Below are 21,900 nucleotides of genomic sequence, written 5' to 3' on the forward strand. Positions count from 1 at the left end.
TTTGTTAGTCAATGATATTATGAAAGAGCAGTTAAGATTATCAACTAGTTTAAACAATGCAATGAACTCACTTCAAAAGGTTCCAATCCAAAATATAAATAAAATTAATAATCAAATTCAAAAAGCCTTCCAAAACTTAAATGTTAATAATATGTTGAACTTTCATTTGAACTTAAATGATGCCGAAAGAAATGTATCTGATATAGCAATGGAAATTGATGAAAGTGAAGAAGCAATTGAATTAAGTTTGAGTCTTTTAAAAGAAAATATTAATGCTGATTATTATAGCAGTTTACCAAGCTTTAAGTATGCAATTAATGATATGTGCACTTTGGCATGTCGAATTCAAAAAAGGAGGAGTTTTTCTTTTGTGGTTGTCACTTCTGAGTTTATAAGTGATTTTTATCAAGATATGATTTATGAGGGACTATTTAAAAGTATATTCCATAGTACTCCGCAATCAATAATTGATAAATTACCAATTTTAATTGTCAAGTTAATTATATGTTTTTGTGTCTTAAATGTTAATTCTGCTTATGATGATGAAGTTAGGCAAAAAAGATAAGTCAATACTTAATACAAACAAATATTGATGATAGATAATATTAAAATTGGATAATAGAGATTCTTGTTGAATGAAAACGATTATATCTAATACCCATTTTCTCAGTAATTTAATGAAAAATGCGCACTCTCCGGATTAAGTCCCCAAGTGCGCATTTATTTAATATTTAATTTGATTCATAGTCAGCAAACTCATCATATCCAGAATCAACAGTTTCTTCTTCGTAATAAGTGTCTTGCTCATTCTCCCAATCGCTGTATGTTGCATCATCCATATAGCTTGCATAATCTTCGTCAATATATTCAGCGTCTTCTGGTGGATACTCAAAAATTGATTTTTCTTCGCCACGTTCGATGCTCAATGAACTTTCATAAGCTGCCCACGCAGGTCCTTCTAATACGTTACCTTGTGGGATAACACCGTTCGCAACGGCACTATTGTAGGCTTGTATTTTTTCATATTCACTATAACTACCATAAATAATGGCTACTAGAATGTCTCTGTTTGTAACGTTTGTGACATCTATAGCTGTTTTGCTTACTTTAGATACTGCATTTTGATTTGTCGCATTATTAGGTGTGGCAGTATGTCCTTGTGTTTGATTCGCATGTGTTTGTGTTTTTTGTTGTGTTGTTTTTGTTTTTTCTTTTGCTTCTTTTTTGTTTTCTTGGTTGTCATTGCTACATGCACCTAACACAAGTGTGCTAGCAAGTAGTAAAGTTAATGTTTTCTTCATACGAACGGCTCCTTTATTCAATTTTCAATGTTATATTTATTTTTATCGTTTACATTATTATGAATATTTTAAAGGGTGTCAATATAATAATTAAGAAAATTTAAGTTTTTTAATATTGTGTTAATTGTCGTTATTTAAGGCATGAACAAGACTTTAGTTAAAACAGGATATGGTATAATAACAATAAGTTGTAAGCAATTAAGTATTGATGAAATTTTAAAGTAGGTGTATCAAATGGATAAAATGGCTAAGGTAGCGAATATCGTCTCAATTATTACGAATGTTATGGTTATCGCATTAACGATACGTAAAATTTTCAAAAATAAAGAGAATGCTTAAATTGGATTAGGTACCTTAATAAACCATTTTGTTAAAAGCCGCATAGTGTGTGGCTTTTTAATTTGAAAAGAGGTACGACATTATAGCTGTATGAAAAATATGTGAGATGGCAGTAGATGATTGGCATGAAATGACGCTTTTACAAAAAGTCACGCATACATAGTCCTGTTCATCTCAAAAACGAACTATTTAAACAGGAATCATGCATTCGTTTTCAAAAATGTCTATAATAATAAGGAACACTATTTTGGAGGAAGAACTATGGAACATTGGTTGGTACAACGTGTGCGTCAAACACCTGGTGCAATTGCTGTTGAAACGGCTGAGAATCAATGGACTTTTCAACAGTTATTTGATTTAGCGCGGGATTATGGTGGACGATTAACTACTTTAAATCAACCGCGTATCGGTTTATTAGTAGATAATTCGATTGAGGCGCTCGCTTTAATACATGGCGCGTGGTTGTATCATATTGAAATTGCATTAATTAATAATCGTCTAACAGATAATGAAATTATAAAACAAATGACGTCGATCAATGTAACGACAATTGTTATAACTGATAAGTATGCGCAACGATGTGCTAATACGTCACTTTCTGATGTTTTGAATTGCTTAACAGTTTCTGACATAGAGATGCCTAATGCGCAACCAAAATTTCCTGTTTTTCAACAAGCGGACATCGCATCTATTATGTTTACGTCTGGTACGACTGGGCCACAGAAGGCAGTACCACAAACATTTGCCAATCATCAAGCGAGTGCGGCAGGGTGTCTGACGTATTTAGGTTTCGATACAAACACGCGTTGGTTAACGGTATTACCGATTTATCATATTTCAGGATTGAGTATTGTTATTCGCAGTGTGATTTACGGTTTTACACTCTATTTAATGGATAAGTTTGACGAACAACAGGTGTTGGATGCGGTAAAATATAAAAAAGTTACACATATGTCATTGGTGCCATTAACATTGAAACGGTTAATGTCTACAGGTTTAACGGAACCGTATCAACTTGAAAAAATCCTTTTGGGCGGTGCTAAGCTGGAGCGAGACTTTGTTGAACAAGCCTTAGCGTACGAACTTCCAATTTATAATTCATTTGGTATGACGGAAACTTGTTCACAGTTTTTGACGTCTAATCCAACAATGTTGGCAAAAAATCCAGAAGCTGTCGGCATGATGGACGCACAACTTAAAATTCGTCATCCAAATCATGAAGGTCATGGGGAGTTATGTGTGCGTGGTGAGAATGTCATGACTGGTTATCTGTATCCTGAAGGCTTAATACATACGTTTGATGATGAAGGCTTTTTTAAAACGGGAGATATTGCGAGTGTGGATGCGCATGGCTTCGTAATGATTCACGATCGACGTAAAGACTTGATTATTAGTGGCGGTGAAAATATTTATCCAAATGAAATTGAACGCATTGCGAAAATGCATCCGCATGTGGTCGATGCAATGTGTATAGGAATTAAAGATGAATATTGGGGTCAACGTCCACTGTTGTATCTCGTTGCGCAATCTGAAATTGAGAATATGGCGCAATTTTTGATGCAGTATCTTGCAAAGTATAAATTGCCGAAAGAAATAAAATATGTTCAATCATTGCCTTACACGAGTACGGGCAAGTTGCAACGACAGTTATTGAATGGAGAATAGCCATGAAATTATTGGAGTTACATTTTTATGAGTTTGCACCTACTTTTAAGCATAAAATTCAAACACCCAAAGTGACAATGACATCGCGTAAAACTTTGTTTGTGGGTATTATTGATGATACTGGCAAGGAATGGTTTGGTGAGTGTAATGCCTTTGAGACGGATTGGTATCATTTTGAGACGATTGCGTCGGTTAAAAAGGTACTCAGTCAGTGGTTCGAAGCGGTGAAAGGGCAAAACGTCAATCGTTTTACTGAGGCACAAGCATTGGTAGAACCTTTAAATGATACACCGGCTGCGCGCGCAACAGTGATGATGGCGTTGTATCAAATGTTTCATGATTTGCCATCTTTTGAAGTGCCGATGACCATTACTGTAAATGGTGATATGCAGCATCGACTTGTGCGATTGGATCATGCTGCACGAATTAAGATTAAATGGAATTGTAATATTGTGGAGCAGGTTAAAATGTTGGCAGTGATGTATCCAGATGTTCCGATTACGACGGACGCAAATCAAACGTTGAGTGTACATGATTTGCCACTTTTACATGCTTTAGCAAAGTATCGATTGGCGTATATTGAAGAGCCGTTCCCAACATTAACAGAAGCTCAAAATGTGGAAGATCTGCCACCGATCGCAATTGATGAACAAGCGATAGATGAAGAAACCATTATGCAAGCTGTTGAACGCCATGGTGCTAAGGTTGTGGTCATTAAGCCGTTTAGAGTTGGTGGTATTGATCGTGCATTAACATTAATCGAGCAATTACAGGCACGCGATGTGACGGTGGTTGTCGGTGGGATGTATGAATGTGGACTAAGCCGTTATTTCACAGCTTTGGCAAGTCGATATGGTGACTATGCTGGCGATGTGACGTCGGAAGGTTATTATTTTGCTGAAGATGTGGTTGAACGGGCGGGTCAGTTAAAACAAGGCAAGTTGTTGTTTGAACCACCTGTCATCAAGCCAAGGGTTTTACGACGTTACTCATGATGTTGATGGTCTTTTTTGAGTGGCACAGGGTCGAACCCACCTTTATGAAATGGATGGCATTTTAAAATACGTTTGATTGCGAGCCAGCTGCCCTTTAATGCGCCGTGAACTTGAATGGCCTCGACTGCATAGTTTGAACATGTTGGATAAAAACGACATGAGGGTGGCGTTAATGGTGAGATGAATCGTTGATAGAAACGAATACATGAGATGAATATTGATTTCATTGTGTGCCTCCTTATTAATAATTAGAGATATTGTACCATAGAATGAAGGGAGAATGGATTGTTGGAGTTTATTGATGCTGCGAACCAGCGTGTGACTTTAAAATTTTGTGCGCAACATGATGTGGCGAATGGGGATCATGTTTTAGCATTACCTATTTATAATAAGCAATTATTGTTGACGGATCACCAAGTGCGTGGCATTGAGTTTCCGGGGGGCAAATGTGAAGCGGGGGAAACGAGTGAGGCGGCGTTACATAGAGAATTATATGAAGAGACAGGTGCGGTGATTGAAGCGGTTTATTATATTGCGCAATATACGGTACATGCTAATCCAGCGCCGTTCACAAAAGATGTTTATGTTGCGATAGTTTCCAATATTGAAGATAAAACAGATTATATGGAAACAAACGGGCCAGTACTTGTTTCAACATTAGAAGATGTCCCTGTCGCGCAACAAAGTTACTTATTGAAAGACACAGCGATATTGGCTTGTGTAGAAAGGATGACAACGCTTGGATTTTATGAGTTATAAACGAATGCCGGCAGAGGTTGGAACGCATTGTGTGAATGAAGTACGTTATCAGGCTGAGGATGCGCTTGTACGTGGCTTGCTTGTTACACCATATCAACCTGTGAAGCGTATTGTTGTTTATTTGCGTGGTGGCAAAGGTCAGGTGGGCCGTGTTCGTTTAGGACGTCTGCTCCAATTTGCGAATGACACAACATTGGTTTTTGCACCGTATTATCGTGGTAATAACGGTAGCCAAGGACAGGATGCCTTTGGGGGCGCAGATTTGCAAGATGTGATTGCAGGTGTAAGGACTTTGAAGGCGATGTATCCAGGTGTGCCAGTTCACTTAATTGGCTTTTCACGTGGGGGCATTCAAGGATTGTTGACTTTCCAAACTGTCCAAGCGACGAGCTATATCATTTGGGGTGGTGTGTCAGATATGTTGCTGATGTATGAAGAACGTGTCGATTTACGAGGCATGTTACGACGTATGGTGGGTCATCCTAAAAAACAACAAGCGGCGTATGAACAACGAGATGCGTTGCGAATGATTGATCGTACAGCACCACCGATACTCATCGTACACGGAGGGCTTGATGAACAAGTGGGCATTCATCAAGCGTACCATTTGGCGCGACATTTAGAACAACAGCAAGCGCGATATGATACGTTTTATCAGATGTCTGAAGGGCATGTCCCACGTCCTCAAGCAATGACAGACGTCTTACAACGGATTCAAACGTGGATGGCTGATGTTGAAAAATGCACATAAAAAAGAGAGACGAACAGTCTCTCTTTTTTTAATACCGAATTAGCCTTTAAAGCCACCGTTTTCTTGTAATTGTTGTGTATCTTCACCGAACTTTTTGAAGTTTTCGCGGAAGCGTTCGATTAAGTCTGATGCTTGTTTATCATATGCTTCCTTATCACGCCAAGCATTTTTAGGTTGTAAAATTGTTGTAGGCACGCCATCAATTTCAGTTGGAATGCTCAAGCCGAAAATGTCGTCTTCTTCAAATGTACTATTTTTCAGTGAACCATTGATTGCGCTATTGACCATTTTACGTGTGTATTTCAATTCAATACGGTTACCTTTACCATATACGCCACCAGTCCAGCCAGTGTTGACAAGGTAAACGTCAACTTCATGTTTGTCGATTAAGTTACCGAGTAAGTCGGCATATACTTTGGCATTTAATGGTAAGAATGGTGCACCAAAGCATGTAGAGAATGATGGTTGCGGTTCAGTGATACCACGTTCTGTACCTGCAAGTTTTGATGTGAAACCACTTAAGAAATGATACATTGCTTGGTCTTTCGTTAACTTAGAAATTGGTGGTAATACACCGAATGCATCGGCAGTTAAGAAAATAATTGTGTTTGGATGAGATGCTTTTGATGGTACGACGATGTTGTCGATGTGCTCGATAGGATATGCAGCACGTGTATTTTCAGTGTATTTGTTATCATCAAAGTCGATATTACCGTGTTCATCAACGACTAAGTTTTCTAATACTGTACCGTAGCGGATGGCATCAAAAATTTGTGGTTCTTTTTCTGCAGATAGGTTGATTGCTTTTGCATAGCAGCCACCTTCAATATTAAATACCCCGTTTTCGTTCCAACCGTGTTCGTCGTCACCGATTAATTTACGTTCTGGATCTGCTGATAACGTTGTTTTACCTGTACCAGATAGACCGAAGAATAATGCAACATCACCCTTACGACCCACGTTAGCAGAGCAGTGCATACTCATAATATCGCGTTTTGGTAATAAATAGTTCATAACTGAGAAAATAGATTTTTTCATCTCTCCAGCGTATTCAGTACCACCGATTAGTACAGTTTTATGTTTGAATGAGACGATGACGAATGTTTCTGAACGCGTACCGTCTTTTTCAGGATCTGCCTTGAATGTTGGTGCAGAAATGATTGTGAAGTCAGCTTTAATTTTTTCTGCTTCACTTTTAGAGTGCGGACGAATGAACATGTTTTGTGCAAATAGGTTATGCCATGCAAATTCGTTCACGACAGTTAGCTTAAGTTGAGAGTCTTTGTCGCTACCTGCATAGCCGTTAAAGACGAAAACTTCTTCTTTAGCATCTAAATAGTCTAGCACTTGATGATACAGATTTAAGAACTTGTCTTCAGAAATTGCTTGGTTTACAGTACCCCAGTCGATGTCATCTTTTACTTGTGGATTGTCAACAATATACTTATCTTTTGGAGAACGCCCCGTATATTCTCCAGTTTTAGCATTGATTGCCCCAAGCTCTGTCAATTCAGCTTCTCCACGTTGTAAAATTTTGTTGTAGAGTTCCGTTTTTGTTAACTGAAAATGAGATGTAGGCTTGTCGATTAATGCATTCAGTGCGCTAGTATCGAATGACATGATGAATCCCTCCAATAGTTTGTTCGTAAATGTAAGCCTTTACAATTAAAAAGTATAACATATTTGTGACAATATCCCCATAGTAAATCTAAAAAATTCAAAGGGGTTTTATGGCGCGTATATATAAGGAAAAGTTGAGAATACGTGTGGTAACAGGCGTGTATGGATTGCGTTTTCAGAATGCCAAAATAATATCTTCATAAAGATTTGTGAAATTGACACATGAGAAAAACTTAGGTAATATAAAAGCAACGGATTCTCTTATCCTGAGTGGTGGAGGGACATGGACCCAATGAAACCCAGCAACCTCTTTTAACGAAGAAAGGTGCCAAACCGTTTGCAGGTACAATAGCCTGAACGATAAGAGCGAATGGACGTTGAGCCTTCACTCTATGTATGTACAGTAGTTGTGAAAGGCTCTTTTTATTTGAGCTCAGATAAAGAGAGTGTTCGTAATTTATTTTTAAAGGAGCATATTATGACATACAACAAACGATTATTCACTTCAGAGTCAGTAACTGAAGGTCATCCGGATAAGATTGCTGACCAAATCTCAGACGCTATTTTAGATGCAATTTTGAAAGGGGACCCCAATGCACGTGTCGCTTGTGAAACGACGGTAACAACGGGTATGGCTTTGATTGCCGGTGAAATCTCTACTTCTACATATGTTGATATTCCGAAAGTTGTCAGAGAGACGGTTAAACAAATTGGTTATACACGTGCTAAATATGGCTACGACTATAAAACGATGTCTGTATTGACAGCGATTGACGAACAATCTCCTGATATCGCACAAGGTGTGGATCGCGCATTAGAATATCGCGATGCGTCAAATGAAGAAGTATTAAATACGGGGGCTGGCGACCAAGGTTTAATGTTCGGTTATGCGACGAATGAAACGGAATCATTTATGCCGCTTCCAATTGACTTATCACATAAACTAGCGAAGCGTTTAACAGATGTGCGTAAAGATGGCACGCTAGAATATTTACGTCCGGATGGCAAGGTACAAGTAACGGTCGAATATGACGAAAATGACAAACCTAAGCGTATTGATACAATCGTTATTTCTTCACAACATCATGAAGAAGTAGCACTTGAACAAATTCAACACGACTTAAAAGAACACGTGATTTATCCAATTGTGCCAGAAGCATTATTAGATGATGAAACGAAATTCTTTATCAATCCAACGGGCCGTTTTGTTATCGGTGGGCCACAAGGTGATGCCGGCTTAACAGGTAGAAAAATTATTGTTGATACTTACGGTGGTTATGCACGTCACGGTGGCGGTGCATTTTCTGGTAAAGATGCTACGAAAGTGGACCGTTCTGCAGCGTATGCAGCTCGTTATGTTGCTAAAAATATTGTTGCCGCAGGACTTGCTGATAAATGTGAAGTGCAATTAGCTTATGCAATTGGTGTTGCACAACCAGTATCTATTGCGATTGATACATTCGGCACAAGTACAGTGTCTGAAGAAGCATTGATTCAAGCGGTGAGCGAAAACTTTGATTTAAGACCAGCAGGCATTATTCAAATGCTTGATTTACAACGTCCAATTTATAAGCAAACAGCGGCATATGGACATTTTGGTCGTACGGATGTAGCACTTCCTTGGGAGAATACAGATAAGGTAGAAGACTTGAAAAAGGCAGTTGCAACTTATCAAGCATAATCATCAGTTTTTAATCGATAATTTCTAGGTTATTGACTATAATAATGGTATAAATGTAGACAAAAGGAAGGTTTTAAAAAATGACACAATTTAGTCCAATGGAAATTGGCTTGTTTGTTGCTGTAGGCGTTGCAGTCATATGCTTTATTCTATTTTTAGTTGCACTGAACCGTAAGAAAAAAGCGCAACAGAGATATGAAGCACAGTACAAAGCAAAAGAAGAAAAGTTAACAAAATCTCATAATGAAGCACTTGAAAAAGTGAGAATTGAGAAGAAAAAAGTTGAGACGAAGCATAAAGAAGATTACGAAACAATGGTGGCATCCAAAGATAGAGAGATTGATGCACTGAAATTGTTCTCAAAAAACAGCAGTGAATATGTGACAGATATGCGTTTACTAGGCATTCGTGAGCGTTTAGTAAAAGAGAAACGCATTCGTCCGGAAGATATGCATATTATGGCGAATATCTTCATGCCGGTAAATGACTTAGAAGATATTACACGTATTAGTCACCTTGTCTTAACGCGTACAGGATTGTACATCATTGATTCACAATTGCTTAAAGGGCACGTGTATCAAGGAATTAGCCGCAATCAATTTGCTGAAAATCCAATGATGGAACAAGTGTTTAAAACACTTAACCTTGATGAGACAACGCCACAAACAATTGTTTTAGATGAGCAAGAAGACGATGCACATCAACTTTCGATTGTTGACTATACGGAACATATCGAACAACTTGAAGTATTGGCAACGAAATTACAACGTCAATTGAATCATAAGTTTACACCAACGCCGATTCTTTACTTTAACCCTAGACATGAAGGCGACGTAACGCTTTCTAGCTATGCGCCACAAAGTACGACAAAAGTACTTGTCGGCCCAGAACAGTTGGATGAATTCTTTAATAAATATGTTTTCCACGGACGTATTCAATATGATGTGAATGATTTACAAGCGATTATGGATGAAATTGAATCATTTAATTAATAACAAAGAACCTGTATGTTTCCCTATTAAGTGGGGCATACAGGTTCTTTTCAATTTTTACAAAATATACGCACCAATATAGCAGCAGACAAAGCAGCCGATATATTGTAGCAAGCTGTAACTAAGGAATTGAACGTATTGGCGTTTGTGAAGCATTTGTACAAGGTCAAGTTGTACGGTTGAAAAGGTCGTTAAGCCGCCGAGAAAGCCTACGATAAATAAGGCGTGTATGGGTGTATGGGTGATCATCACACCACTTAATAAACCAATGAGATTGCTGCCGACAATATTGACGATTATTGTTGCAATCGGATAAGTGGATTTTTGAAAGAGTCCTACAAAGTCAGTGATGGCGGCACGTACTACAGCACCGAGGCCACCGCCTAAAAGGATTAAACATAGATTCATCGTTGTACGCCTCCAGTTCGATAGCCAGTCCAACAGCAGACAATACCACCAACATAACTTAACAACATATATAAGAACAACATCCACCAATGCGTTTGATTTAATAAATATACAAGCTCATATTGAAAGGTGGAAAACGTTGTAAAAGCACCAATTAAACCAGTTGTCAGCCCTTTTTTGAGATGTGGATGGTGTGTAAACATACGAAGTGATACAGCAGCGAAATAGCCCATTAAAAATGCACCTAATAAGTTTGCGGCAAATGTTCCAACTGGAAAGAGGCCAATGCTTGGTATGCTCGCAAATAGATACCTTAAACACGCCCCTAAACCGCCACCTATAAAAATAGCGATATATTTCATGTCAATCAACCTCATTTATAGAATACCGAATGTACGGATTGCTGCGACAAGGTGTAATAAAATAACAACGAGAAGTATCCAAGGAAGCATTTTGGCAGCGCGGTGGATCCAGCTTCTTTTTTCTGGCAGTGCTTTGATTGATTTATCTGCAAAAATAATCGCAATAAATAATGTGATTGTATTGATTACACTACATATTAGTATAATTTTAATTAGCGAGCTAAAGTGTTCGTTTAAAATTGGATTTTGGGCATTAAAATAAAAACTTACCAATATGAGTAACATGGATAAGTAAAAATATTTTTTTGATTTCGACATGCGACTGCCTCCTTTATTATCGCTTGTAATAATAGCATATTTATAGAATAAGAATAAAGGTTTCGATACGCGATAGTTATATTAAAGCGTTTAAATAGCCTTTAATAGGATAAAAGTGTTAATATTTTAATGTAAGTATCTTATAAGCAAAATGGATGAGACATTAGGAGGCTAACAATGGCTGAATTAAAAGTACAAGTATTCGCAGACGGTGCGGACATTAACCAAATGAAACAAGCATACCAAAATAAAGAAGTAGACGGTTTTACAACAAACCCTAGCTTGATGGCGAAAGCTGGCGTTCAAGACTATAAAGCATTCGCTCAAGAAGTCGTACAAGCAATTCCAGACGCGTCGATTTCATTTGAAGTATTCGGTGACGACATGGAAACAATGGAAAAAGAGGCAAAAATCATTGAACAGTTCGGTGAAAACATTTTCGTTAAAATTCCGATTGTTAACACAAAAGGTGAATCAATGTTGCCTTTAATCGAAAAGTTATCGGCACAAGGCGTTAAGTTAAACGTTACTGCTGTATACACAATCGAACAAGTACAAGCAATTACTGACGCGGTCACTGAAGGTGTTGAAACATACGTTTCTGTTTTCGCAGGTCGTATTGCTGATACGGGTGTCGATCCACTACCATTAATGAAAGAATCAGTGCGCATCACACATAGTAAAAAAGGCGTTCAATTATTATGGGCAAGCTGTCGTGAATTATTTAATGTGATTCAAGCAGATGAAATTGGTGCAGACATCATCACTTGTCCTGCAGACGTTGTAAAGAAAGTGTCTAACATTGGCCGTGATATTAACACATTGTCAGTTGATACGGTTCAAGGCTTTGCGAAAGACATTCAATCATCAGGCTTAAGCATTTTATAAAAATAAATGATGGGAGTGACATCGTACCTACGATTTCATAAGCTGGTACTTGTCACCCCCGTTTTTTTATGCAAAGATTTAACGTGAAGTAGAGAGAAAAAGGAGTTTTTTTATGGAAAATAGAGTTTTTAAATATAAGGTAGAGAAACAACTGTGGTATTTGAATAGACGTGAAAAAGCGGCGTTAGCGGAAATATTAGTAGATGATAAAATGGATGCGATACAAGAACAATTTATAACACCCGGCCGTTTTGCAAGTTTTTATTTGAAAGAACAAGTTTTCAAAGACAGAATTGTTGGATCAAGTCATTTATTTACAACGTTGTTAGGCATTTTTGCGAGTAATATTGTGCTGCTTGGTGTATTAATTACAGGGATGTTATTAAGTCTGACAGCGGTAAATCATTTCATACATCCACAAGTATCACTTTCAACGGTGACAGTTATCGCAGCATTAATCGGTGGTATTGCCATGATGTTCGTAGCCATTTGGATGATGAAGGTTGCTAATGCATTTTTCACAAAACGACTTGTAGATTATAAATTTAACAAAGTAGACTAATCATTCAGCGTTCGCATTAAAATCTGTGCTGCTTTCCACTTTTTCACACAAAATGTATATGGAAATGGCACGATGATACGCTGGTTCGAATTGAAGATGATTGTTGTGTGTGCTTTGTGAGACGACATACCAATGACTTGCTGCATATTGATAAAATATTGAATGGGTGCACGGCGAGACTGCAAAGGACACAAAATCAACTTTGGCGAAATGAAGATGGGTGTTAAGTGATGTTGACCTAATGCTTGATAGGCGAGTTGTTTTTGCGTATACCAATGTTTGTGGTGTGATGCCAAGATGTGTTTCATCAATGCTTGGAAGGTTAATACTGTATGTGTTTGATGGTTTATAAAGCACAGATCTAGACATTGACCGGTTACCTGTGAAGTTCGTATATAAAGTAGTGATTCAAAGATATGCGTTACTGGGAATTGCACGATAGGACCTCCTAAGTATTTTCAAAATATGAATAACGTAATGCGTTGAGCGTTTCTTTTTTGTAGTTTTTGACAGACGAAGGGGAACGGCTTAATCGCTCGGCAATCTCTAACTGAGTATAGCCTTGAAGAAATAAATAAAGCCAATGACGATGTGTAAATGGGAGCTGTAAAGACCATTGTTGAATGGAGAATAGTTTATCATTTGTATTTAAAGTAGGAAGGTTTGTATCGGGGGAATCAAGCGTCACAAATTCAGGTTGCCGACATTGTTTTCGAATCAAGTCGATTAAGTAGAATTTGAGACGGTAGGTAATGTATGTGTGAAGACTTTTATCACGTGATGGATCAAACTTCTGATAAAGCTCCCACAATTTGATGAGTAAAAGTTGAAAATACTCATCGTAATTATAGCGGATGTGATAAGAGCTTAGTAAATAATGGATGTACTTATGATAGCGTTGATAGAGGATATCAAAATCCACGTCTGTGCACCTCCTGAGTTGTTTGAATGACCGGTCTTCGTAGTTTTACCATAGTTTGAGGATTGTGACATTTGCAGATATATGCTATTTTAAGTTTTAGACATCGTTTATGACTAAAAAATAGCCAAAAAATTATAAAAATATGTATGTAATGGATTATTTCGCTATTTTTATTAGGGCATATTGGGGGAATCAAAATGGATTATGAACACTTAAATTTAGCACATTTTTTTGCGCGCAATGAAGAGTTAGAGGCAATCCGTGACAAATCAGACTTTATAATGATTAATAACATTCAAAAAGAAATGATGTATCGTGCTGGAGAGATTGAAGGGACAGTCGATTTAGTACCATATTTTTATAAAAATCGTTCTCAAGCAATGAGTTTTGTGATGATGACGTATCATCGTTCATAAACATACACGACACATACAAAAGTAACAAGGGGCAGGGACACGATAAATTTAAGCATTGGGAAGCCGATAAACGGTGTCCCAAAAGTAGGGTTTTCGATAGAAGTGCCACGATTTTGGCAAAAGTAATTTTGTGCATCGTTCGGTTTTGCTCAAATCTTAAGCGCTTTTGTCCGAACCTGGTGTTATTTGACCAACTGTGTAAACGTTACATACAGATTACTGTTGTTTTATGAATCTGTAACAACAGGGGAATCGAATTGTGTAAAGCCTGAGATGGTGGTAAAATTTGTATTCAAGTGTGGAATAATCAGGAATAAGAACATTCTGAAGAGGTGTATCTATGAAACAACGCAACAAAAGTTCAATTATTGTGATTGTTGGACTATTTGCCATAGCTTTGGTTACAGCGTTTACCTTTTTTAATATGATTAAAGATCAGATATTTTTTGAATCAGTCGATCAAGTGGAATCAGTTGAAAAGTTAGATGTAACACTAGATGCTGCTGCCAAAAAGCAGATTGATAACTATACAAGTCAACAAGTCTCAAATAAAGATAATACTAACTGGCGTGACGCATCGGATTCAGAAATCCGTAATGCGATGGATAGTTCAGTATTTATGGATGATAAACGTCAAAAATATCAATTTCTAGATTTATCAAAGTATCAAGGCATTGATGAAAATCGAATTAAACGTATGCTATATGATCATCCAACATTGTTATCACATACGGATGATTTCATTGCAGCAGCGAAAGAACAACATGTCAACGAGGTATATTTAATTTCTCACGCATTGTTAGAGACAGGTTCTGTCATGTCTGAACTGTCAAACGGTGTGGAAATTGATGGTAAAAAATACTATAACTTCTACGGTGTCGGCGCATTAGATGAAGACCCGATTAAAACGGGTGCTGAATATGCGAAGAAAAAAGGATGGGATACACCTGAAAAGGCGATTAATGGTGGCGCGAAGTTTATTCATGATCATTATTTATCACATCCAGACCAAAATACGTTATACAGCATGAGATGGAATCCAAAAGATCCAGGTGAGCATCAATACGCGACAGATATTAACTGGGCGAAAAGTAATGCGACAATCATCGCTGACTTCTATAAAGACATTAAAACAGAAGGTAAGTATTTCAATTGGTACGTATACAAAGATGATGAAAAACATAAAGACGGTAAAAACTATTAAGAATTGAAGGAAGCAGGACTGAATAAACGGTCCCGCTTCTTTTTTATTCCGCTTTATTTTTGCGTCCCAGTGTAAAGAACAAAATGATCGTTGAAATGACGACTTTCAAAATGAATTTAAGCATATGTGCACCCCGTTATTTTCTGATTATGATTGCCTTAAGTATAACATGATTGTGCAGTGGCATGAAAATCTCCTTTTTGTACTAAAAGGTGTGCGTTTTTTGAAAAATTGGGTATAACAATGTGTAAAGAATTTGTGAAGGTGATGAAAATATGAAAGTAGCAATTATAGGTATGGGGACAGCAGGGGTTAGTGTATTAAGGCAACTTGTAAAACATCCAAACTTTGCAGATCTCGACATTGATGTTTATGACAATATTAAAAACATGGGGCAAGGGGAACCGTTTCAGAATGATAGTGATGACTTGTTGATTAACATTCCGGTTGATATGTTGTCGCTTAATATCGACAATATCAAGGAATTCAGAGAGTGGTATGATGCGCAGTCTGATTTTGACTATGGCGATGTAGACTACTTGCCACGTTTTGTTTTCGGGCACTATATGAAAGGCTATTTAGATCGTTATGTGAATATGTATGATAACATTCACGTCATTTATCAAGAAGTTGCACAGCTAGGTATTGAAGAACAATCTCACGACATAACGCCTAAAAAGATTGTTGTTTGCACGAAGCATCCTGAAGCAAGCTGTCGCCAATATGACTATGTGTTTGTAACAATTGGTACGATGTCGTATAACGATCCTTATCAATTAAAGGGGACACTTGGCTTTATAGACTCACCGTATCCAGCAAATCACACTTTAGATCAAGTTCAAGAAAATGATGACATTGCAGTAATTGGGACAGGATTAGCGAGTCTCGACGTTATTCGCTACGTGTTGAATCATCATAACAAGAAACTTTTAATCGCAAGCCGTGGCGGTCAATTGCCAAGTGTGCGTGGCGATATGCGAGAGGTTGACTTACGTTATTTAACCAAAGAACAATTTGATGCGTTGAAGCGGGCGCATATGGGTGTTGTACCTTTGAATGATGTGATTGCACTTTTTCGTAAAGAATGTGAAGCATTGGACATTCCACTTGAACAATTGCTGTACCGTCGAACAGGCAATGTTGAGCAAGATTTAAAATATGACTTGGCACATACTGAGATATTAGGGCGTCTGCAAAGCCTATTGATGGCGGTTAAAGACAATATGGACTGGATATGGAATAGTTTAACGCAAGCGGACCAACAAGCATATCTCGACCGTTATCATCAATATGTCAAAGAAAATTCCAACCCAATGCCTCGCGATACCGCAAAACTTATTTTGTCAGCACTCCGTAACGGTATGTTAGAAGTGTGTTCAGGATTAGAAAATGTTGAACATAAACATGGCCGTTATCATTTGAAGTTTGATGATACCGGACGACAATGTGTTGTGGATGTTGTGATTAATGCGACGGGACCTAAAACACGTCTGGATCAATTGGACGAATCTGATGCGTTATTGTTAGATTTGGCGGACAAACAAATTGTTCAGGCGCATCCAATGGGTGGTATTCAAATTGTACCTGAGACGAATGAAGTTATTAGCCCGCGTTATGGGACGTTGTCGAATATGCGTGCCATTGGTCAAGTGACGAACGGTGTGAATTTTCAGCGTAATGCTGTTACGATGATTGTGCAACAAGCGGTTAAGACAGTTGGGCAACTGTATCAACATTTAGAGCAGCAACAACAATTGGATGAGACTGTGAACACAATATAATAAGTATGTAATTCCGATAAAAATGGTGCAAATGGATTGTCAATTATTGAGAAATGGGGTAAGCTAAATGCGAACAGTATCGAATATCAGTTTTAATGCGCATACTGTTTTCGTATCTTGAATCTCAAACAATTTCATAACGATATTCTTTCGGGGCTGGGTGAAAATCCCAACCGGCAGTAAAATCATAAGCCTGCGACCTGTAGTGAACATGCGTTTGTTGACTATGGCTGATCTAGTGAGAATCTAGAGCCGACAGTGAAAGTCTGGATGGGAGGAAGAATTATCAAGGCACCATTACATGCAATACATGTGTTTTTTAAGCACGCGTATCGCTTATTTTGTGATGGTAAATATGCTGAATATGTCTGTATACTTTTTGGTACAGTATGATGATAAATCCTACCACTCGATGTTTTTGAACGAGTGGTTTTTTGTTTTTAGATTTGAGGTGATGACAATTAAACAATATTTAGAACATGCAATCAGTTTAGCTGAGATGGTAGAAGGTCAGACGGGTGTTAATCCACCGGTAGGCGCTGTCGTTGTTAAAGATGGACGTATTATTGGATTAGGTTCACATCTGAAAAAAGGTGACAAGCATGCTGAAATTCAAGCAATTGATATGGCTGGGAATGACAATGTGAAAGGCGCGACCATTTATGTGTCATTAGAACCTTGTTCGCATTATGGTGCGACACCGCCCTGTGCCCAACGTATTATTGATACGGGCATACAAAAAGTTGTCTACGCGGCGAGAGATATTACGTTACCTGCGACTGGCCATAAAATGATGGCAGATCATGGTATCGATGTCCAATACGCACCACATCCACGTGCCGAGCAGTTGTACGCATCATTTTTTACAAGCAAAACGACTGCACATCCAATCGTGACAGTGAAGGTAAGCGCGAGTATGGATGGTAAGCAAGCGACAGATCACCATGAAAGTCAGTGGATTACCTCAAAAGCGGTAAAAGCAGATGTATTTAAACTCCGCCATATGCATGATGCAATTATTACGGGTAATGGGACATTGACTGCTGATAATCCAAGTCTGACAGTGCGTACACAAGATGGGTGTCATCCTGCGCGTGTGATTTTAACACAATCAGGCAATGTTAACTGGGATGCCACGCTGTTTCATGATCATCTTGCACCGGTGTATGTGTATACGGATCAGCCTGAACTTGTGTCGCCATTTGAGCATGTACAAGTTGTACAACTACCGGACACAGCTATTGAAACTGTTTTACATGATTTATATACAAAAGGTTTTGGTCGCGTACTCGTTGAAGCTGGGCCAAAACTGACTTCACAATTTTTAGCTTCAGAATTTATTTCAACCTTCATCCTTTATTTAGCCCCGAAAATAATAGGTGGTCAAGGGAAATACCAATACTTCCAAACAGATGGTGTGACGCCACTTGATCAACTGAACACTTTTGAAATTGTCCATTCTGAAATGATAGATACTGACATGAAACTACTCATGAAAAGGAAGTGATGTCATGTTTACAGGAATCGTTGAGGAAATAGGTACAATCCAATCAATTAAAAAACAAAATCCGACAACGGAATTAACCATTCAATGTGAAAAAATTTTAAGCGACATGCACATCGGTGACTCGATAAGTGTAAATGGCACGTGTTTAACGGTTGTGCGTTTTGATGCGACGTCGTTTACCGTTCAAGTCATTGCAGGTACTGAAGATAAAACGTATTTAGGACAACTATCGACAGGTCAGTCGGTCAATTTAGAACGTGCGTTGCTTGCGACAGGGCGTCTAGGTGGGCATTTTGTCCAAGGTCATGTCGACGATAAAGGTGTCATATTGAATATTAAGCAATCGCGTAATGAATGGATCTACACGATAAAAGCACCAAATCATATTTTGAAGCAGATGATTCCACAAGGTTCTATTGCCGTGGATGGTGTCAGCTTAACCGTTTTTAAAAAAGAAGCGACAAGTTTCGACATTCATTTAATTCCTGAAACACGTAAAGCAACGATATTATCCATGAAAAAACAAGGTGACCCTGTGCATCTTGAAACAGATATGTTGTTCAAATACGTAGAGAATATTACACGCCAAAATGACGGTGTAACTGTCGATAGTTTATTGCGTGCAGGATTTTAACAGTGCTGAAAGTTCAAGGAGGGCTTAGGATGCAGTTTGACAAGATAGAGGATGCATTGCAAGCATTAAAAAATGGGGAGTCCATTATTGTTTGTGATGATGATGACAGAGAGAATGAAGGCGATTTACTCGCAATTACAGAATGGATGCATGATGACACAATTAACTTTATGGCACGTTATGGCCGAGGGTTAATCTGTTGTCCAGTCGACCGTCGTATTGCGCAACAAGCAGGTGTTGATGCGATGGTACAAAATAATACAGATCCCCATTCGACGGCGTTTACGGTGAGTATCGACCATGTAGATTCTACAACAGGTATCAGTGCATTTGAGCGTACACACACAGCACGTGCATTGATTGACGATAACATGACGGCTGCGACATTCAATCGACCAGGCCACATGTTTCCGTTGATTGCACATGATAAAGGTGTTTTAGGGCGACGTGGCCATACGGAAGCGGCTGTTGAACTTGCGAAGTTAACAGGTGCAAAACCAGCGGGTGTCATCTGCGAAATTATGAATGAAGACGGTACGATGGCGCGCGGCGAAACGTTACAGCAATTCAAAGAGACGCACGGTTTATGCATGATTACGATTGATGATTTAGTGGATTACATTAAAACAAATCAATCGCTCATTACACAAGAGGCGAAAGTACAGTTGCCGACTCGTTACGGAACGTTCGATATGTATGGTTTTACATCTGACATTGACGGTTCTGAGTTGATTGCTGTTGTGAATGGCGATATTCATGATGAGATGAATGTGCGAATTCATTCAGCGTGTGCGACGGGGGATATTTTCCATAGCGCGCGATGTGATTGTGGTGAGCAATTGGAATTTGCGATGTCATATATCAACGAGCATGGTGGCATGGTTATTTACTTACCGCAAGAAGGACGAGGTATTGGCTTGATGAACAAGTTAAAAGCTTACGAACTGATTGAACAAGGTTACAATACAGTTTCAGCAAATGAAGCACTAGGCTTTGCGCCAGATATGCGCGATTATGACAATGCGGCACAAATTTTAAAACACTTTGGTATTACGTCAGTGAATTTAATGACGAATAATCCTGAGAAATTTGAAGGATTAGCGCATTATGGTATTACGATGGCAACACGTATACCGGTGATTACGGAGACAAATGTTCATAATCACGACTATATGGAAGTTAAAAAAACACAAATGAGACATTTAATATAATTGGAGGCATAAAAGATGAACTTTGAAGGACAATTAGTAGGACAAGGATTAAAAATTGGGATTGTGGTTAGTCGTTTTAATGATTTTATTACAGGGCGTTTATTAGATGGTGCATTAGACGCGTTGAAACGTCATCAAGTAGCGGAAGATGCGATTGATGTTGCGTATGTACCGGGTGCATTTGAATTACCAATCGTTGCGAAAAAAATGGCACAGTCAGGTAAATACGATGAAGTTATAACGCTTGGATGTGTCATTCGTGGTGCGACATCACACTATGACTATGTGTGTAACGAAGCGGCTAAAGGCATTGCTAAAGCGAGTGATGATACAGGCGTTCCTGTTATTTTCGGTGTGTTAACAACTGAAAATATTGAACAAGCAATTGAACGTGCAGGTACGAAAGCAGGCAATAAAGGTGCTGAAGTTGCTGTAGGTGCAATTGAAATGGCAAATTTATTAAAAACAATCGGTTAATTGCATGAAAATAACCCCTTGAAGATTCGAGTGACGAACCTTCAAGGGGTTTCTTAAATTTAGCGTTTATTGCGAACTTTGCCTAGAAGCAGTGCTGTTACACTTAATGCACCTACGACAGCGAGTGATTTTGGTTTGACGAATTCTTTGAACGCCAATGTTAAGTTTTGTGGGCGTTCAGCGAGACGTCTCATAAAGTAACCGAACCAATCATCACCATACGGTACATAAATCGTAAAGTTGTAACCTTCTTTAGCAATCGATTCTGCAAGTTCAGTGCGGAAGCCATACAACATTTGGAATTCAAATTGCGACTTATCAATATTGTGTGCTTCTACAAACTTTTTCACGTGATTGATAACACGATGATCATGTGTTGCGATTGATGTGAAGTTTTTTGCGTTTAACAAGCGTTTTTCAATTAAACGAATATAGTTAGCATCGATTTCTTCAGTCGTTTGATACGCAATATAAGGCGATTCCTTGTATGCACCTTTTACTAAACGCAGACGTAAGTCCGGATATTTATCAATCAGTTCATCTGCTTTGAAAAGGTATGCTTGAATGACTGTACCAACATTTGAAAATTCAGTTTTTAATTGATCTAATGTATGTGTAATATCTGATAAACTGTCATATTTTTCAGTATCAAAGTTAATATGCATTTGATTGTATTCAGCGGCTTTTTTCACAATTTCATAAACGTTGTCATAAGCGAGTTGGCTATCAAATTCTGCACCTAATTGGCTCAGTTTGATAGAGACATGTGCGTTTAATCCATTTGAATGAATCGCCGACATTATTTTTAAAATATCATTTTTTGCAGCAATGGCTTCTTGTTTAGAGTTTACAAACTCACCAAGATTATCGACAGTTGCTGCGATGTTTTTATCGTTCAGACGTTGAATCGTTTTTACCACGTCTGCGATAGAATTACCAGCTACGACTTTGTTAGCACCTAACGAAGGGCCAATTTTCTTAGCTGATGAATTAAGAAAAGCATTATTTGATAAAGCAATAAAAAAGTTTTTGAATAATCCCATTTTTATTCCTCCCATAACTTTGTTTAACGATTAACAACAGTGTATCACGAACATTAATGTGATG

Annotated in this window: 25 protein-coding genes and 2 riboswitches; of the genes, 16 read left to right on the forward strand and 9 right to left on the reverse strand. The window is 38.2% G+C overall.

Features of this window, described 5'->3' with window-relative positions; translation table 11 throughout:
• Nucleotides 1-565, forward strand: a 565-nt coding sequence (locus CD122_RS11990) for a hypothetical protein (protein WP_169926510.1), incomplete at its 5' end; no start/stop codon positions are given.
• A 166-nt stretch (nt 566-731) separates the two neighbouring features.
• Here CD122_RS11990 and CD122_RS09865 read toward each other — a convergent pair.
• Nucleotides 732-1,301 (reverse strand): hypothetical protein, encoded by a 570-nt coding sequence (locus CD122_RS09865; protein ID WP_103358808.1) that lies wholly within the window; start codon nt 1,299-1,301, stop codon nt 732-734.
• Between the two features lie 600 nt (nt 1,302-1,901).
• Between CD122_RS09865 and menE the strand changes: the two genes are divergently transcribed.
• Both menE and menC read left to right on the forward strand, forming a co-directional pair.
• Complete coding sequence (gene menE, locus CD122_RS09870) at nt 1,902-3,305, forward strand: o-succinylbenzoate--CoA ligase (RefSeq protein ID WP_103358809.1); 1,404 nt, start codon at nt 1,902-1,904, stop codon at nt 3,303-3,305.
• 2 nt (nt 3,306-3,307) lie between these two features.
• On the forward strand, nt 3,308-4,300 hold the full coding sequence (gene menC / locus CD122_RS09875; protein WP_103358810.1) for an o-succinylbenzoate synthase: 993 nt from the start codon (nt 3,308-3,310) through the stop codon (nt 4,298-4,300).
• On the opposite strand, the gene yidD is transcribed toward menC, so the two are convergent.
• Nucleotides 4,291-4,527: a membrane protein insertion efficiency factor YidD gene (gene yidD / locus CD122_RS09880; protein ID WP_103358811.1), complete on the reverse strand. Its 237-nt coding sequence runs from the start codon at nt 4,525-4,527 to the stop codon at nt 4,291-4,293. The genes menC and yidD overlap by 10 nt on opposite strands.
• 61 nt (nt 4,528-4,588) lie before the next feature.
• On the opposite strand from yidD, the gene ytkD reads away from it, so the two are divergent.
• Nucleotides 4,589-5,059 (forward strand): RNA deprotection pyrophosphohydrolase, encoded by a 471-nt coding sequence (gene ytkD / locus CD122_RS09885; protein ID WP_103358812.1) that lies wholly within the window; start codon nt 4,589-4,591, stop codon nt 5,057-5,059.
• Between the two features lie 4 nt (nt 5,060-5,063).
• Entirely contained in the window at nt 5,064-5,810 is a 747-nt protein-coding gene (locus CD122_RS09890; protein WP_103358830.1) for an alpha/beta hydrolase family protein, read from the forward strand.
• Between the two features lie 39 nt (nt 5,811-5,849).
• Here the strand turns inward: CD122_RS09890 and pckA are convergent, their stop codons facing one another.
• Nucleotides 5,850-7,430 (reverse strand): phosphoenolpyruvate carboxykinase (ATP), encoded by a 1,581-nt coding sequence (gene pckA / locus CD122_RS09895; protein WP_103358813.1) that lies wholly within the window; start codon nt 7,428-7,430, stop codon nt 5,850-5,852.
• A gap of 258 nt (nt 7,431-7,688) precedes the next feature.
• Nucleotides 7,689-7,797, forward strand: a riboswitch (SAM riboswitch).
• A gap of 111 nt (nt 7,798-7,908) precedes the next feature.
• Between pckA and metK the strand changes: the two genes are divergently transcribed.
• Together metK and CD122_RS09905 are read left to right on the forward strand one after the other, a co-directional pair.
• Nucleotides 7,909-9,111: a methionine adenosyltransferase gene (gene metK, locus CD122_RS09900; RefSeq protein WP_103358814.1), complete on the forward strand. Its 1,203-nt coding sequence runs from the start codon at nt 7,909-7,911 to the stop codon at nt 9,109-9,111.
• 80 nt (nt 9,112-9,191) lie between these two features.
• Complete coding sequence (locus CD122_RS09905) at nt 9,192-10,103, forward strand: NERD domain-containing protein (RefSeq protein WP_103358815.1); 912 nt, start codon at nt 9,192-9,194, stop codon at nt 10,101-10,103.
• Between the two features lie 57 nt (nt 10,104-10,160).
• Here CD122_RS09905 and CD122_RS09910 read toward each other — a convergent pair whose 3' ends face one another.
• From CD122_RS09910 to CD122_RS09920, 3 genes are read right to left on the reverse strand one after another with little or no spacing between them, the layout of a single operon-like run.
• Nucleotides 10,161-10,511 carry a fluoride efflux transporter FluC gene (locus CD122_RS09910; RefSeq protein ID WP_103358816.1) on the reverse strand — a complete coding sequence of 117 codons (351 nt, stop codon included), beginning with the start codon at nt 10,509-10,511 and terminating at the stop codon, nt 10,161-10,163.
• Nucleotides 10,508-10,873 (reverse strand): fluoride efflux transporter CrcB, encoded by a 366-nt coding sequence (gene crcB / locus CD122_RS09915; protein WP_103358817.1) that lies wholly within the window; start codon nt 10,871-10,873, stop codon nt 10,508-10,510. Before crcB ends, CD122_RS09910 begins: the two co-directional genes overlap by 4 nt.
• Before the next feature lie 15 nt (nt 10,874-10,888).
• A complete protein-coding gene (locus tag CD122_RS09920; protein ID WP_103358818.1) occupies nt 10,889-11,191 on the reverse strand; it encodes a hypothetical protein in 303 nt (100 codons plus the stop codon).
• 177 nt (nt 11,192-11,368) lie between these two features.
• Here CD122_RS09920 and CD122_RS09925 point away from each other — a divergent pair, with 177 nt between their 5' ends.
• Both CD122_RS09925 and CD122_RS09930 read left to right on the forward strand, forming a co-directional pair.
• Nucleotides 11,369-12,079 (forward strand): transaldolase, encoded by a 711-nt coding sequence (locus CD122_RS09925; RefSeq protein WP_103358819.1) that lies wholly within the window; start codon nt 11,369-11,371, stop codon nt 12,077-12,079.
• Between the two features lie 112 nt (nt 12,080-12,191).
• Nucleotides 12,192-12,641, forward strand: a complete 450-nt coding sequence (locus CD122_RS09930) for a cation diffusion facilitator family transporter (RefSeq protein ID WP_103358820.1) — start codon at nt 12,192-12,194, stop codon at nt 12,639-12,641.
• On the opposite strand, the gene CD122_RS09935 is transcribed toward CD122_RS09930, so the two are convergent.
• Entirely contained in the window at nt 12,638-13,078 is a 441-nt protein-coding gene (locus CD122_RS09935) for a competence protein ComK (protein ID WP_103358821.1), read from the reverse strand. The two genes, CD122_RS09930 and CD122_RS09935, sit on opposite strands and share 4 nt — an antisense overlap.
• Before the next feature lie 11 nt (nt 13,079-13,089).
• Entirely contained in the window at nt 13,090-13,563 is a 474-nt protein-coding gene (locus CD122_RS09940) for a sigma-70 family RNA polymerase sigma factor (protein ID WP_103358822.1), read from the reverse strand.
• Nucleotides 13,564-13,760: 197 nt separating this feature from the next.
• Here CD122_RS09940 and CD122_RS09945 point away from each other — a divergent pair, with 197 nt between their 5' ends.
• The 7 genes from CD122_RS09945 (at nt 13,761) to ribH (ending at nt 20,793) form a co-directional block, all read left to right on the forward strand.
• Nucleotides 13,761-13,979: a hypothetical protein gene (locus CD122_RS09945; protein ID WP_103358823.1), complete on the forward strand. Its 219-nt coding sequence runs from the start codon at nt 13,761-13,763 to the stop codon at nt 13,977-13,979.
• 340 nt (nt 13,980-14,319) lie between these two features.
• Nucleotides 14,320-15,183, forward strand: a complete 864-nt coding sequence (sagB, locus tag CD122_RS09950; RefSeq protein ID WP_103358824.1) for a peptidoglycan release complex glucosaminidase SagB — start codon at nt 14,320-14,322, stop codon at nt 15,181-15,183.
• A gap of 275 nt (nt 15,184-15,458) precedes the next feature.
• Complete coding sequence (locus CD122_RS09955) at nt 15,459-16,964, forward strand: FAD/NAD(P)-binding protein (RefSeq protein ID WP_103358825.1); 1,506 nt, start codon at nt 15,459-15,461, stop codon at nt 16,962-16,964.
• Nucleotides 16,965-17,106: 142 nt separating this feature from the next.
• A riboswitch (FMN riboswitch) is annotated at nt 17,107-17,250 on the forward strand.
• Nucleotides 17,251-17,424: 174 nt separating this feature from the next.
• A complete protein-coding gene (ribD, locus tag CD122_RS09960; RefSeq protein WP_103358831.1) occupies nt 17,425-18,471 on the forward strand; it encodes a bifunctional diaminohydroxyphosphoribosylaminopyrimidine deaminase/5-amino-6-(5-phosphoribosylamino)uracil reductase RibD in 1,047 nt (348 codons plus the stop codon).
• 4 nt (nt 18,472-18,475) lie between these two features.
• On the forward strand, nt 18,476-19,105 hold the full coding sequence (locus CD122_RS09965) for a riboflavin synthase (protein ID WP_103358826.1): 630 nt from the start codon (nt 18,476-18,478) through the stop codon (nt 19,103-19,105).
• Between the two features lie 29 nt (nt 19,106-19,134).
• Nucleotides 19,135-20,316 carry a 3,4-dihydroxy-2-butanone-4-phosphate synthase gene (gene ribB / locus CD122_RS09970; protein WP_103358827.1) on the forward strand — a complete coding sequence of 394 codons (1,182 nt, stop codon included), beginning with the start codon at nt 19,135-19,137 and terminating at the stop codon, nt 20,314-20,316.
• A gap of 15 nt (nt 20,317-20,331) precedes the next feature.
• Complete coding sequence (gene ribH, locus CD122_RS09975) at nt 20,332-20,793, forward strand: 6,7-dimethyl-8-ribityllumazine synthase (protein WP_103358828.1); 462 nt, start codon at nt 20,332-20,334, stop codon at nt 20,791-20,793.
• A gap of 59 nt (nt 20,794-20,852) precedes the next feature.
• Here ribH and CD122_RS09980 read toward each other — a convergent pair whose 3' ends face one another.
• On the reverse strand, nt 20,853-21,836 hold the full coding sequence (locus tag CD122_RS09980) for a proline dehydrogenase family protein (RefSeq protein ID WP_103358829.1): 984 nt from the start codon (nt 21,834-21,836) through the stop codon (nt 20,853-20,855).
• Nucleotides 21,837-21,900 lie beyond the last annotated feature (64 nt).

Source organism: Staphylococcus rostri (assembly GCF_002902145.1).
GTDB lineage: Bacteria > Bacillota > Bacilli > Staphylococcales > Staphylococcaceae > Staphylococcus > Staphylococcus rostri.